Origin of the sequence: Ruegeria sp. HKCCD8929 (assembly GCF_013031405.1) — a bacterium.
Classification (GTDB): Bacteria; Pseudomonadota; Alphaproteobacteria; order Rhodobacterales; family Rhodobacteraceae; genus Ruegeria.
The window spans coordinates 53,372-68,453 of the sequence record NZ_WPZY01000008.1; the positions used below are offsets into that span (position 1 = coordinate 53,372).

The window sequence follows — 15,082 nt, forward strand, 5'->3', positions numbered from 1 at the left end:
GGCGCTTGACCCTCCGGGTTTTCCAACCCAGAAATCCGTAAAAAACCTTGTGCCGCAGGGGGAAACCGCTAGGTTGCCAATCCCGGCCTAAGTCAGAGGAATTGAGGGTATGAAGATCAGCATCGAACGCGGCGCATTGCTCAAGGCCGTGTCTCAGGCCCAGTCCGTTGTGGAGCGCCGCAACACGATCCCGATCCTGGCCAACGTTCTCATCGAAGCCGAAAACGATCATGTACAGTTCCGCGCCACCGATCTGGATATCGAAGTGGTCGACAAGGCGCCCGCTCAGGTCGAGCGCGCAGGCGCTACCACCGTCGCGGCCACCACCTTGCACGAGATCGTGCGCAAACTGCCCGACGGCGCGCTGGTCACGCTGAATGCCGACAGCGCGGCTGGGCGTTTGACCGTCGAGGCCGGGCGCTCAAACTTCTCGCTAGCGACCCTGCCGCGTGAGGATTTCCCTGTGATGGCCTCCTCGGAATACCAGTCCAACTTCACCGCGTCGGCGGCGCTGCTGCGACGGCTGTTCGACAAGTCGAAATTCGCGATCTCGACCGAAGAGACCCGGTATTATCTGAATGGCGTCTACATGCATGTGGCGGACGGCTCCGAAGGCGGCAAGTCGCTGCGCTGCGTGGCGACGGATGGCCACCGTCTGGCACGGATCGACGCCGATCTGCCCACTGGGGCTGCCGAAATGCCCGGCGTGATCGTGCCGCGCAAGACCGTGGGCGAGCTGCGCAAGCTGCTGGACGATGATGAGATGGATATCGCCGTGTCGGTTAGTGAAACCAAGGTGCGCTTTGCCACCCCCGACATCACCCTGACCTCGAAGGTTATCGACGGCACTTTCCCCGACTATACCCGCGTGATCCCGCAGGCCAATACGCGGCGTCTTGAGGTGGATGCCTCTGAATTCGCCCAAGCCGTGGACCGGGTGGCCACGGTATCTTCTGAACGATCGCGCGCGGTTAAGCTGCAGCTTGAGACGGATCGCCTGGTGCTGTCGGTCAACGCGCCCGACAGCGGCGCCGCCGAAGAGGAACTGGCCGTGGCCTATGGTGACGAGCGGCTGGAGATCGGGTTTAACGCCAAGTACCTGCTTGAGATTGCGTCTCAGGTGGATCGCGAAAATGCCGTGTTCCTGTTCAACTCGGCGGGCGATCCGACCCTGATGCGCGAAGGCAGTGATCAGAGCGCGGTCTATGTGGTCATGCCGATGCGTGTCTGATCGCGCTGACGCGCGATGCCTCCGGCGGGGATATTTTTGAACAGAAGAAGGGGGCTTGGTTTTTGCTGGCCCTGACCTCGCTCACGATTTCCCATTTTCGCTCGCACAAGCTGGCGCGGTTATCTCTGGATGACCGACCAGTGGCGATTCACGGACCCAACGGGGCGGGCAAGACCAATATCCTTGAGGCGGTGTCGCTATTTTCGCCCGGGCGCGGATTGCGCCGGGCCAGCGCCGCCGAGATGACGCGGCGACCCGAGGCGGTAGGGTGGAAGCTGACCGGGCTGCTTGCGGCGCAGGGTCAGAGTTACGAGGTCGAGACCTGGTCCGAAGGTGGCGCGGCGCGGCAGGTACGGGTTGACGGCAAGGCAGCCAGTCAGGTGGCACTGGGCATGCTGGCCCGCGTCGTGTGGCTGATCCCCTCGATGGACCGTTTGTGGATCGAAGGTGCCGACGGGCGGCGGCGGTTTCTGGACCGGATGGCGCTGAGTTTCGATCCCTACCATGCCGAGGCCACGCTGACCTATGAAAAGGCCATGCGCGAGCGCAACCGGTTGCTGAAAGAGCAGGTGCGGGACGCGCATTGGTATGTCGCGCTTGAGGGGCAGATGGCGGCCTCGGGCCATCGGATACATCTGGCCCGTGTTGCGGCGCTGGAGCGTCTGCGTGTGGCGCAGGAACAGGCTGAGACCGCATTCCCAACGGCGGAGCTGGAACTGGTCCAGACCGAGGGCGCAATGCCCGAGACCGAAGATGATTTGCGCGAGGCGCTGGTAGAGAGCCGGTTCCGCGATCTGGCTGCCGGGCGCACTTTGGTAGGACCACATCGCAGCGATCTCTATGGTACATATACGGCCAAGGGCGTTCCCGCCCGTGATTGCTCGACCGGCGAGCAAAAGGCGCTTTTGGTGTCGCTGATCCTTGCCAATGCGCGAGCGCTGGCCGGGATGATCGGGGCACCACCCATCGTGCTGCTAGACGAGGTAGCGGCGCATCTGGATGCGGACCGTCGGGCGGCGCTTTATGAGGAGATCTGCGCGCTGGGCGCCCAGGCCTGGATGACCGGAACGGGGCCTGAACTGTTTGCTGAATTGGGCGGTCGGGCACAGGTTTTGGAGGTCATCGAAACCGATGGAATCTCGCAGGTTGCGGCCCCCTGAGTCGGGCGCGGGCGATCGGTGTAAACAAGACCCGTTCATCACACAAAATCTGGTGGGATCGCGTGACATTCCCCACCAGAGAACGTATAAGATGACGAAAAAATGAAGGTACTGACGGCATGTCCGACGACGCACAGACGCCAGAAGAATACGGCGCCGATTCCATTAAGGTTCTCAAGGGGTTGGAGGCCGTTCGCAAACGGCCGGGCATGTATATCGGCGACACCGACGATGGCTCGGGTCTGCACCATATGGTGTACGAGGTCGTGGACAATGGTATCGACGAGGCCTTGGCCGGTCATGCCGACCATGTGACGGTGAAAATCCATGCCGATTCCAGCGTCTCGGTTAGCGACAACGGGCGCGGAATTCCGGTGGGAATCCACGAGGAGGAAGGCGTGTCCGCCGCCGAGGTCATCATGACCCAGCTGCATGCGGGCGGGAAGTTCGACAGTAACTCGTACAAGGTGTCGGGCGGTCTGCACGGCGTCGGCGTGTCGGTGGTGAACGCCCTGTCGGACTGGCTGGAACTGCGGATCTGGCGCGACGGCAAAGAACATGTCGCCCGTTTTGAAGGCGGCGAGACAACCGAACACCTGACCGTTGTCGGCGAATGTGGTGAGCGCACCGGGACCGAAGTGCGGTTTCTGGCCTCGACCAACACGTTCTCGAACCTCGAATACGCGTTTGAGACGCTTGAAAAACGCCTACGCGAACTGGCCTTCCTGAACTCGGGCGTGCGGATCATTCTGATCGACGAGCGCCCCGCCGAGCGGCTGGAGACCGAGCTGTTCTACGAGGGGGGGGTAAAGGAATTCGTCAAGTATCTCGACCGCTCCAAGACCGCCGTGATGGACCAGCCGATCTACATCAAGGGCGATCGCGACGATATTGGCGTGGAAATTGCCATGTGGTGGAACGACAGCTACCACGAGACGGTGCTGCCCTTTACCAACAACATCCCGCAGCGCGATGGCGGCACCCATGTGGCGGGCTTCCGGGGTGCGCTGACGCGGACGATCAACAACTACGCACAGTCTTCGGGCATCGCGAAGAAGGAAAAGGTGAGCTTTACCGGCGACGACGCGCGCGAAGGGCTGACCTGCGTGCTGTCGGTCAAGGTGCCCGATCCGAAATTTTCATCCCAGACCAAGGACAAGCTGGTCAGTTCCGAGGTGCGTCCGGCGGTCGAAAGCCTGGTGAACGAAAAGCTGGCTGAGTGGTTCGAGGAAAACCCCAACGAAGCCAAACAGATCGTCGGCAAGATCATCGAGGCCGCGCTGGCGCGCGAGGCCGCCCGCAAGGCGCGCGAACTGACCCGGCGCAAGACGGCGATGGATGTCAACTACCTCGCTGGCAAGCTCAAGGACTGTTCCGAAAAGGACCCTGCCAAAACCGAAGTGTTTCTGGTCGAAGGGGACTCGGCGGGCGGTTCCGCGCAAACCGGCCGCGACCGGCGCACGCAGGCGGTGCTGCCCTTGCGCGGCAAGATCCTGAATGTGGAACGCGCCCGGTTCGATCGGATGCTGTCGTCTCAGGAGATCGGCAATCTGGTGATGGCGCTCGGGACCGGCATTGGCCGGGATGAGTTCAACATCGAAAAGCTGCGCTACCACAAGATCGTCATTATGACCGATGCGGATGTGGATGGCGCGCATATCCGCACGCTTCTGCTGACCTTCTTCTACCGGCAAATGCCCGAGCTGATTGAGGGCGGTTACCTCTACATCGCGCAGCCGCCCCTCTACAAAGTGTCGCGCGGCAAGTCAGAGGTTTATCTGAAAGACCAGGCGGCGCTGGACGACTATCTGATCAATCAAGGTGTTGAGGGCGCGGTGCTGAAGCTGGGCTCGGGCGAAGAAATCATCGGCCAGGACCTGACCCGCGTCGTCGACGAGGCACGGCAACTGAAACGCGTGCTGGACGCTTTCCCGACCCATTACCCACGCCACATTCTGGAACAGGCCGCCGTCGCAGGCGCCTTTGTGCCCGGTGCGGTGGATGCCGACCTGCAAGGCGTCGCCGACAAAGTCGCCGCCCGTCTGGACTTGATCGCGCTGGAATACGAGCGCGGCTGGCAGGGCCGGATCACGCAGGATCACGGCATCCGCCTCGCCCGCATCCTGCGCGGGGTGGAAGAGGTGCGCACGCTGGACGGCCCGATGCTGCGCTCGGGCGAGGCTCGCAAGACCGGCAGCTTCACCCAGAGCCTGCAGGAGGTCTACAATTCCCCCGCCATCCTCATTCGCCGCGACCGATCTCAGGCCATCCACGGCCCGCTGGATCTTCTGCGCGCCATTCTGGAAGAGGGCGAAAAGGGTCTCTCGCTGCAACGCTACAAGGGGCTGGGCGAAATGAACCCCGACCAGCTCTGGGAAACCACGCTGGACCCGGACGCGCGCACGCTGCTGCAGGTGCGCGTGGACGACATGGTCGAGGCAGACGATTTGTTCACCAAGCTGATGGGAGACGTGGTCGAACCCCGCCGCGAATTCATCCAGCAAAACGCGCTGAGCGTGGAGAACCTGGATTTTTAATTGGTTGTAGGATTTCCCATAATCGTTCGTGATGCCCACAATCGTTCGCGAATCTACTGTGGTTAGTTTTGGGAGTAGCCACAAATAACACCGACGCAATCTTGCAAAAGGAAAGATCCAATCCTCGCTTGAAATTTCTCGCGGGGCTGTATCCCAATATCGATTGCGAGCGGCGAAGCTGAATTTCGCTGCAGATACGAGAGATACAATAGCCTGCGGCCAAAGCAGACGATCATCCACATTTCTTGTAAGGGCTCAGTTATTTCCTCAATTCTAAGAACTCGCCGAGGCAGATATCCGATTTGGCAGCGAAACATCCAGCACGAAAACGTCGATCCGGCCCCGCAAATCGTCCGGCAAATGCGCTTCGATTGCAGCTTGGAGCTCTGAGGCAGAATGATAGTTATGACCTGTTGATCCTGCGACGACCTCTTGAGAACCATACCAAAGAACAAGGTAGCCCCCCTGTTCATCAGCGTCCGGATGCATGGCATATCGATCCGCCAATTGCGTTGCAGCTGCTCCAAAAAGATCACGGTGCCATTGGCCCTTGCCCTCAATGACGAGCATCCGTGGAGCGCCATTGACCATGCGCGTCGTTGTGAGGTCGCACCTGTTTCTCTCTTCGAGTTGATGCTCCACCACGTCGTGGATATCCATAGGTGTCAAACGGGGTCGCAGCCATGCTGCGACGCGCGCCATTCCCTGGACTTCATTCAGCCGAGCCCCACCGTCGTAGAACTGATCTCTGAGCCCAGTGTGACCCGCCAGAACGTCTCTCTGTAGCTCATCGAAAAGCTCCACAACAAGACTGCGCATTTGCTCAACGCTGGCCGGCAAGCCTGCGTCGATAAACTCTGCGACCTGGGCAGGTCCGGGACGCGTAGTCGCCACTGCCAACCTGCGGCGAAGCTCAGCGCGGATGCTGCGAAGATCATTGTAGGACGGAGCCATGACATCTTGTGAGAGCAGTCTTTCGATTACCGGCAATGCCGTATTCGGCTCATTAAGGCCAATTTGCCACAAAGAGTCTCTTAGGTACCGATAAGCTGTTTCTCCTCTCGGGCTGCCTGTTCCCCAGCTCGATGGAAGAGGAGTGACAGGCCAATGTGGCCGATAGGCAAGCTGAATTAGCTCTATCTTCGCGGCGGACATCATCGACCAGATTCCTTCCCCATTTCGACCGTGGTCTCGAAGGTTCTCGAACCAAAAGACAAAGTCCGGATTACGCGCTATGTAGGCCCAGACCGCCGGGTCGATGTCCTGGGCAAACCAAAAGTCGCGCAAGAACCAGAATTGCCGCTGCTCTTCGAGCCCGTCGAGCAAAACCCCTTCGTCCAGGCCTGCACAGCGGTCACGGATCAACGCCAGAAGGGCGTCGCGGTCTCCAAAACTTGCAGCCATATCGAAGAGTGACTCCAGGGTTTGGATGGGAAGCTCCGGAAATCTCTGAAGCCACTCGAGCGGCAGTGTGGCTCTCAGATGATTGAGCACAGGCTCGCGGTGCAAGATATGAAGATCAAAAAACCCGTTAGCCGCCTCCAGAGAAGGTTCAAGATAGGCCCGTGCATAGGCCTCGCTTTCATCGGGAGAGAGCTGGATCTGTCGCTGCACTTCGGCATGGAAAGCTTCATGTTCACCTTCTGCGTAAGTGTCGTAGCCGCCTGTGTCTGGCAGGATCGCAAGCAATACTTCCGGCGCCACCGCGTCCAGTGTACCTGAAGCCCGATACTCGGCGAGTGCACCAGCGAGAAAGATCTGAACCCATCCTCTGGCATTTCCTGCACCAACGTCCCTAATCGTTGGGCAGTGATCGGACAGGCTTACAAGGCACTGCCGGAGGGTGTTTTCTGGGTCGAAGAGATCATGGGTGACCTCTGGCAGATTGTCGGGTTGAATGAGGTAGGCCCGGGCAACACTACGGGTCCATCCAATGTTCTCGCCGCGTTCAATTTGGTCCCTATTTTCAATAAAGAAGGCCGTATTTGCAGCCTTAATCCGCCGCTCGCGTCGTCGTCGGCGCGCTTCGAATCTATAGCGCCTTGGTCGTTGTTCCCGCCAACTCTCTCGCCTTGCCCGGTTCAACCAAGCCCATTCTCTCATGAGAACAGGCTTTTCAAGCGCCTGCTCGCGGCAGTAACGCCGAAACTCGTCTGGCCCCCGGCTCGACGCTTCCCCAAAGTAGCGGTGGCCGCTGATGAAACGGCCCCATAGAGCCCGGTTGTCATTCTGGAAAGCGAGATCCACCAGATGGCGGTCGTCACCTTCACAAAGATTCAAGCCTGAGTGCCCGTAGTGTCCGATCACATCGAAGAGCACATTGAATATCTCGTCTCGGCCGGTGAGCCCGGCAAAGGCACGCTCATGCAGCGCCCGCCTCAAGGTGTCATCTCCCTGTAGCACTTCTACCGCGCGGCTTTGTCCCGTGCCCACTTGACCGTGGTAGTGCAAGCTGCGGATCCAACCCCAGATTTGGTCTGGGTCGTAGGGACCCGCAGACAACTCGAAAAAGCGGTCAAGGAGCATTCCCACGATCTTACTCACGCCATCCCGGCAATGGCAGGCATGCCGGTCATTTCCGCAGGTGCATTGCAACCCGGCCGTCAGATCGTCGAGCAGCCGGACACACGTCGCCTGATTAAATCCGCGCGAGAGGCGCTTCAGGAAATACCCATCTTCGAATGTCCTTGAGCGGCGACCGCCCCCATCTGTTGGGTAGAGCGCAGCCGCGGCTCTGAGTGTGGCGACGACGTCGGCAAAAAGGGCTTGGGGTCCGAGGAACATCAGGATTTCTGATGAGAGCCTGAGTGCGTCGGATGTGCCGTCGGCAACAAGCCTTTGAAGAGCGTCTGTTTGATCATACCGGTCATCGTTCAGTAGGCAGGACAGGGCATCAAAACGCAGGCCTGTGCTTGCATTTGCATCAAACAAGATGGCTTCAAGCTCGGTTCGTAGATCGGGCACGACCGAAGAACCTACCAGCAGTTCGAGCAAAAGCCCCCGCAGATGTCCGTGATCTTCTTGGGCAAGGATTGGCCGGAGGGCTTCCAGTATTTCCGGTGTGAAAAATCCCGCTGCGCGGAACGTGCGCCATCTGTCACTTCGCCGAAAGTAAGGGTCGTCCGCGTTAAGCGCGGACAACGCACCGAGAAGAGCGATGCGAGAGGTCGATGTCAGTCTTGACGGATCACCATTCGACAACACCGCGTAGGCATCAAGTTCGATGGCAGTGTCCTGAACCGCCTGCGAGCCATGCGCAGCCATCCATCCCAACAAACCGCGCAAATCATCGCGCACCACACCGTTCGGAGCGATGAGCGCCATGCACCGCGACAGGTTTAGCCGCGCTGCGGGATCGTCGATGAGACTAACGAGGTACCGCGCCGCGCCGTATTCGGCAACGATCCTATGCACGGGTTCGTGCTGATTGGTTTCGGCTCCGGGCCGAAAGAGCTTGGTTGATAGGGTGGATACCGGACCGTCGCCATTGAGCCCAATAGTTTCAAACTGCGGATGCAGGTCATCTTCGGCGATGTCTCCAACTGCGACACCGTCTGCTCCCGACAGGAGTAGTTTTGCAAAGGTTTCGTTTGCCCAGGCAATTCGTCTGTGTCGGGCTGGCGCACCTGCGGTAGGCACGTTTGGGTTCACTTCTCTGGCGAGGTGCTCGATTGCCAGCGTGAAGACGACTGAGCGTGACGGAAGCTGGCCCCCGGCCTCGACATAGGCTCCGGCGAACAGACGCAGAAACTCTGGATTACCGAGAAGGTGATGGAGGTCAAACCGGCTTAAATCTTCTGCAAATGCGTCAAATGACCAATCGGCATGAAAATGATCGAAGAGACGCCGCTGTTCGTCAGTCTCCAGCGGGACGAGACGAACCACGTGCGGATTAACTCCAAAAAGGTCGCCTACGAGCCGGGTTTTGGCATCTTCCCATTCGCCGGATCGGCTGGAGAGCAGGACTTTGTCCGGTTCAGCATCGCGAATTTGATGCAAGATGTCGAAGACGCGCGCATCACCGATCCGCGCCACTTCATCAAAGGCGTCGATTACCAAAGTCGATCCAGTGCACTGCGCTTTCGGTCGGAAAGCACTGGCTCGGACGCGACTTGCCCCGACCCGATCAGCAATACTATCCAATAGCGCAGTTTTCCCCGCGCCGGGCTCAGCAAGCAGGATCACGACTCCGGGCGCCGCCAGAAGCTCGGCTTCTGGAATGATCATGTCGCCATTGCGAAGCCTGCGGGGAATGTGAATCTCGCCAGGAATCTGCAGCCCTCTACTCGAATTCTTTTGCCTAATTCAAACGTTTAAGACGTTGTAGTCGTTATCCTGTCTTAGGAACAGTACGGAATAGAGGTGCGTTTGCATCTACTCTATTCAATGTCTGCTTTGATGGAGCAGCGCTATTGCGTAATCTGGGCAATGAGTGGCGGGTACGAGCCGTCTGCACACCACCGAAACGCTCCATATTGACCCAACTCATCAGTCCTCAATCAGCGAAAAATCGTCGCCATCGCCCGATTTTCTTTTTCGGTTTCTGGCTTTCCTGGGTCTTGGGCCTTTGGGAACGTAATTGTCGTTTAACGCTTTCTCGACCAACCATGTGGCAGGGTGATCAGGGAAACCTGCGCCATAGTGGCGGATCAGATCGATATATTTGAGCCCAAGCGCAGATAATTTTCTGATCTCCTCGCCGGTTGAGGCGTTTTTGACCACAAGGCCGCCTCCCTTTGCAGCCAGCGCTATATCTTTATCTTTCAACGCTGCCGAAAGCTCACCCCAGGAGCGTGTGTCGTCAATAGATTTGCGGATGAGTGCTTTGAGGTCGAGTTCCGGCGGACTATCGATCTTTTGTGGTTCTGGAACCGAGGTATCCAATGCGTTTGCGGCAGGGTCGGCCGTTTGTCGATATGGATTGTCCCTGACAAGGTCCGTCTGATCATCCTCTCGGGCTGTTGTTGTCGGCTGACTATGCGAGGCTTTGGCATTCTCATGTCGGAAGATCAACTCTGGTAGTATGGTCTCCCAACTATCGTGCCGATGGTAGTGGGCGTAGCCTTCGCCACTATCGATCTTGCGCCAGTTGATGATGGCCCCGATCTGCCCAGTGGAAAATACATGCCCGCCGGGTGGCTTCCACGATTTGGCCATACGTCCGACAACACGTTTTTGGGCGTCCAGCAAAACCCAATGAGGTTGTTGAAACACAAGGGAAATGGTGTCCCCTACATTCGCTGTGCGCACGGCGTTGTGGACTTCATGTGCATCCCTTTGGCGACCGGCGAACGACAAATCTACAATATCGAGCGCGGGCATCTGGTATTTTGTTGCAGGCAAAGAGGTTTCGCCGAGATCGGGCGTCACATGCCTGATAAGAACTGAATCTGAACCCGTTTTCAGAAAGGGGTGCGTTCCGGATGTCAGCACTGTGAGGCTTTGCTGTGCGCGGGTCATTGCCACATAGAATAGGCGACGAGGCGCTTCGTTATCCTCCTCTTTCGAGACTCGCGTCCAACCGCCGTTTAGAATGGCGACATGGTCAAACTCAAGGCCTTTGGCCCTGTGCGCCGTCAGCAACAGCAGTCCACGTTGTTCACCGCGTGTATCCCGGGACCAGTCCGCGATCCATTCAATGATGTCAGGTATCGGCATAGTTTTGGTGCCCAACTCCCGGGCCAGTTCCGCCACACCTTCTGCCAGCAAATCCACCCATTTGTTGCGAGACTGAACATTCAGGACCGTGAGGATATCCTGAATACCCAGAAGTGCGCCATGTTTTTCGCGCAGCCCGGACACCAGACGTTGGGTCTCCCTAAGTCGCCAAACATTTGGAAGGTCTTCGTTGGCCATATCCACGCGCAGACCTTGTGCTTCGGCATAGGTCCGAACTGCATCCAGTGATTTCCAGTCTCGGGAAATCACAGCAACGCGGGACCAGTTCCAATTGGGGTCCAGGCGAGAAAGGCGTATCAGCTCGTCGATTGCTGCTGCAGATTGCGGCATAGCGCCAGGTGGGACGTCCAGCAACTGCACTCGGCCATGGGCAACGGAATCCTTCCCCTCCAGTCGCCCGCCGCTGGGTTGAGAGAGCCGCGCCTGATTGATCGTGATTTGGTGATCCATTTTCATGCGTTTAGGCGCTTTGGATATGACCTGATTGGCGGCCTCGATAATATGTGCTGTCGACCGGTAGTTTTCGATCAGAAAAGATGGTCTGGCCTTATAGTCCTCTTCAAATCTGCGGATGAAATCCACGGAAGCCCCGTTGAAAGCATAGATATTCTGGTCGTCATCGCCCACGGCAAACAGGCTAAGTTTAAGCTCGGCATCTTCCAGAGAACGACCGGCCACGGCGGAAATGAGCGCGTATTCCTCCGGGCCAATGTCCTGGTATTCATCCACCAAAATCCAGCGAAACCCCTGAATCAGGCTCTCGCGCTGCGCCTCTGCTTCGGCTTTTGTAAGGCCTTCGGGGTTGAGCTGGCGCACCGCCTCCATAATGACATTGTCGAAGTCTTCTGTCGCGGCCTGAACCCCCGCAAAACTGGCGCCAACCAGCTTCATCGCAAGCGAATGGCAAGTCGAGATCGTAACCCCCGCCGCATCATCGCCCACCAGCGCTCGTAGGCGAACACGGATTTCGGCAGCGGCATGGCGATTATAGGCCAGTACCAGGATACCGCGCGGGTCTTCGCGCTTCATCCGTAATAGATAAGCGATCCGGTGCACTAAAACACGGGTCTTCCCAGATCCGGGACCCGCCAAAACCAACACATTGGTCTGGTCCCGATCGTCCGCAACAATGTCCTGTTGGACCTTGTTGCCCAGATCTTCGACAATGGCGGTCCAGGACTTGCTGGTTGTCTGTCGCTTGACCTCTCGTGCCATGCCCGGCATCCAACGTTTCATGAACTGCTCTTTGTTGAGCAGGAAGTAATCCTCCGATAGGCGTTCGGCGTCTGTGATCTTCTCGAGGCCGGTTTCCGCGTAAGTTGCCATAACATGGGTCTGAAGCGTCTGTTCGGCGTAATGATCTTCCAGAGGGAGGAAGTCCGACTGCGTGAACTGACCACCTTCGGGATTGAGGAATACGGTCATGGCGGGGCGGAATACGGTCAACCCTTTCCCCAGTGTCAAAACGCCCTGTTCATGCATCCAAAGCAGGGAGCGTTCCAACAGTTTGGTCATATCCCGCAGACCGCTGGATTTCAGAACGGCATCCTGTGTGAGCTGCGCCAGAAGGTCACCTACGGTAGTTTCGACCTGCAGATCTTTGCCGCGCGCGCCTTTGTCGATTCGACCCGTCAGAAACTTCAAAAGAATCCCGGCAGCTTGCCACCGAACCTCAGCGGTTTGGGCAATGACTTCCCACGTTCTTATCCGCGTCACGTTTAGAGTGTTTCGGCTGATTTTGCGCAAGCGGATATTACCGGTGCCTCCATCCTGCCCCTTGCCATCCCGAGCTATGCCCCGGATCAGTTTGTCGATTACATCGGGGCGCGCATCGGCGTGGTCCTGATTGCGCAGATGCTGGCAGGTTTCCTGAAGGTTCAGCGGTATTCGAGTCTCTTTGTCCGCATCCGGTGCCAGCTCTCGCATCGACGCGATCAAATCCCGTTCCAGGTTTGCGGCCTCGGTGAGGCGCCCGGAGGAAGACTGCGCCACACCCACGTGGATGAAGAGCGTCATCGCAACGTCGTTGCGCGCGATGCCAAAGCTTTCGAGATCGGCCATCGCTTTGGTCAGTGCGCCGGGTGTCAAACCGCTGACGCCGCAAAGCTGATCGGTTGAGACCCCTTCATCCGCCGGGGCCAAAATCAGATGCTGCACGATGGCCAGCAATTGTTTGCGATGCGCTTGAGTGATCTCCGCATCCGCAAGCCGTTGTTTCGCCTCGTCCAGTGTGCGGACTGTTAGCGACGAAGGAAAAATACGAACACGGTTCTCTTCTCGCGAAACAAGTGTTGCTTCTTCAAGCCAAGATACGGCCGTCTTGACTCGTGTGTCATCAGTCGCGCTGTCCCGTTCAAATTCTTGATCTTTTTCGAACCGGACAATCTCACCCGCAGTGGCGACGATCTTGCCGGTTTTGCGTGAGCGTTCGTCGATCCGGCGAAGGGCTTTAAGGATGGCTCCGATTTCATGCCGTGCCAAACGCGAACCCGCGGACAGCCTGAACTGGCGTTCTACATCATCCCCTGTGTACAGAAGCACGCAATCGGCGATTTCCCGGTCGCGTCCGGCGCGCCCAGCCTCCTGCAGGTAGTTTTCCAAGGACCCTGGGATGTCTGCATGCACCACCAGCCGGATGTCGGGTTTGTCGATGCCCATGCCAAAAGCGTTGGTGGCCGCGATCACCCGCAGGTCTCCGACCCGAAAGCGTTCCTGGACGTCGTGTTTGTCATCGGATCCAAGTCCAGCGTGGAAATGTGCCGCGTCCATACCTTGTGATTTTAGAAACTCGGCGACGCGCTCGGTCTCTTTGCGCGTCGCGCAATAGACTACGGCGCCGGATCGGCCCTCAGCGGGCAGTAGCTCTTCGATCACGTTCAGTACATCGGTCAGTTTGCTGTTCTTAGTGGTAGGCCTGACATCAAATGTCAGGTTTTTCCGAGATGCGCCACCATCAAGGGAGAGCAGCTTGACCCCGGCGCGAGACTGGAAATGCTCGACGATATCGGCGACGACCTCTGGTTTGGCGGTGGCCGTGAGACATAGGATTGGGGCAGGGGCTTGATCGCCCGAGAACTCTTTGATGAACCTTCCCAGATATCTGTAATCCGGCCTGAAATCATGACCCCATTTCGACACGCAGTGAGCCTCGTCAATTGCCCACAGTCCAACTTCGCGCTGAGCCAATACCGACCGGATTGATGTGCTGCGCAATTGCTCGGGCGAGATGATCAAAATGCCCGCATCGCCCATGCGGACCTTGTCCAGGGCGTCTTGTCGCTCGGGCATGGACATCTGACCATTCACAGTCACGGAACAGGAAATGCCTACGCGCTCCATACCCTGAACCTGATCTGCCATCAGCGCCACCAACGGTGAAATGACCACGGTCAACGCCCCGATTTTGTCGAACCGCGACAAAGCGGGCACCTGATAACACACGGACTTTCCAGTACCTGTTGGCAGGATGCCGAGCAGGCTTGTTCCGGACATGGCTTCATCGACAATGCGTTCCTGCAGAGGGCGACCATCTGGGTCCACAGGCTGTGGGCGGAAACTGTCGAACCCGAACCACCTGTTCAGCGCACGGACCGGGTCATTCTGTTCAGCACACCACTGACAGGCGGGATCTTTGCAGGACGTATCCCTGAGATGCCGAACAATCAGAGATGCCTCGCGAAACTGCGCCCGAACCCATGGCGGCATAACCGAGTCCCCACCCGCTACGGTGATCCAGGATAGCGCATAGGCCATAGGCCATCCGTTTCGGGGATTGCTAAGCCTTCCCAGAGTCTGTTCGACCCGTTTACTACAAGCCCGACCGTCCAGCATCCGACGGATGGCGGCAAGGGCTTCATCCTGCGGCGGGCAATTGGCTTTTCTTAGGTATTTGAAAACCGCATCGAACCCTTCCGATTGTTCCGTTCGAGTGGTCAGGAAATGATAGGCTACGAGTGCATCTGGTTCGCTGTCGGCAAGGTTTTGAAAGGCATCGAGCTGATTAGCGAAAACCTCAAAAACAAGCCGGGCGTCAAGTTCTGGATCATTGATATGCCCTGCAGCCAGCCGCCCGTCCTGATAGTGTTTGACCAGATGGTGGTAAGGGTTGCGTGGGAAGGCCAGCGGGTTCAGCCACAGTGTATCAATTGGTGCCCGCATGATCTGGGTCAGACGTGGTCTGGCGGCAATTAGGTGTTCCATATCGTGGTGCAGGAAATTGTGACCAATCGGATGTGGGGCACCTGCGATAGCCTCTTCCAGGCGGTCGAGATCTTTCTCCAGCGCGCTGGATTTCGACTTCAAAGCAGGTTGCTCATCGTTTCGGACGGCTGCAAAGGCAAATACCTTCGCGGTTTTTGGATCCACCTCCAAATCGATGGACAGACAATTGGAAAGTAACTCGGTATGTCGACCGTTCATTTGTGATGCGCAACCATTCAAACACTGCAGTTAGAGAATACCTTTTTGAGACTATG

5 protein-coding genes are annotated in these 15,082 nt (G+C 57.9%); 3 read left to right on the top strand and 2 right to left on the bottom strand.

Features of this window, described 5'->3' with window-relative positions; all coding sequences use genetic code 11:
* The first annotated feature begins 109 nt into the window (after positions 1–109).
* The 3 genes from dnaN to gyrB all read left to right on the top strand — a co-directional run bounded on the left by dnaN (position 110) and on the right by gyrB (position 4,928).
* Positions 110–1,231, top strand: coding sequence for a DNA polymerase III subunit beta (gene dnaN / locus GOX53_RS13940; protein WP_171177339.1), 1,122 nt, complete (start codon positions 110–112; stop codon positions 1,229–1,231).
* Positions 1,232–1,293: 62 nt separating this feature from the next.
* A complete protein-coding gene (gene recF, locus GOX53_RS13945; protein ID WP_171177340.1) occupies positions 1,294–2,391 on the top strand; it encodes a DNA replication/repair protein RecF in 1,098 nt (365 codons plus the stop codon).
* A 119-nt stretch (positions 2,392–2,510) separates the two neighbouring features.
* A complete protein-coding gene (gyrB, locus tag GOX53_RS13950) occupies positions 2,511–4,928 on the top strand; it encodes a DNA topoisomerase (ATP-hydrolyzing) subunit B (protein ID WP_171177342.1) in 2,418 nt (805 codons plus the stop codon).
* Positions 4,929–5,201: 273 nt separating this feature from the next.
* Here gyrB and GOX53_RS13955 read toward each other — a convergent pair whose 3' ends face one another.
* Together GOX53_RS13955 and GOX53_RS13960 are read right to left on the bottom strand one after the other, a co-directional pair.
* A complete protein-coding gene (locus tag GOX53_RS13955) occupies positions 5,202–9,155 on the bottom strand; it encodes a hypothetical protein (protein WP_171177344.1) in 3,954 nt (1,317 codons plus the stop codon).
* A 261-nt stretch (positions 9,156–9,416) separates the two neighbouring features.
* The gene (locus GOX53_RS13960) at positions 9,417–15,026 is read right to left on the bottom strand and encodes a RecQ family ATP-dependent DNA helicase (protein ID WP_171177346.1); all 5,610 of its coding nucleotides are present in this window, start codon (positions 15,024–15,026) and stop codon (positions 9,417–9,419) included.
* Positions 15,027–15,082: the final 56 nt, after the last annotated feature.

Bases quoted from the DNA above. Each gene is read 5' to 3' on its own strand.
- dnaN (WP_171177339.1), top strand. From the start codon at position 110: ATGAAGATCAGCATCGAACGCGGCGCATTGCTCAAGGCCGTGTCTCAG.
- gyrB (WP_171177342.1), top strand. From the start codon at position 2,511: ATGTCCGACGACGCACAGACGCCAGAAGAATACGGCGCCGATTCCATT.
- GOX53_RS13955 (WP_171177344.1), bottom strand. From the start codon at position 9,155: ATGATCATTCCAGAAGCCGAGCTTCTGGCGGCGCCCGGAGTCGTGATC.
- GOX53_RS13960 (WP_171177346.1), bottom strand. From the start codon at position 15,026: ATGAACGGTCGACATACCGAGTTACTTTCCAATTGTCTGTCCATCGAT.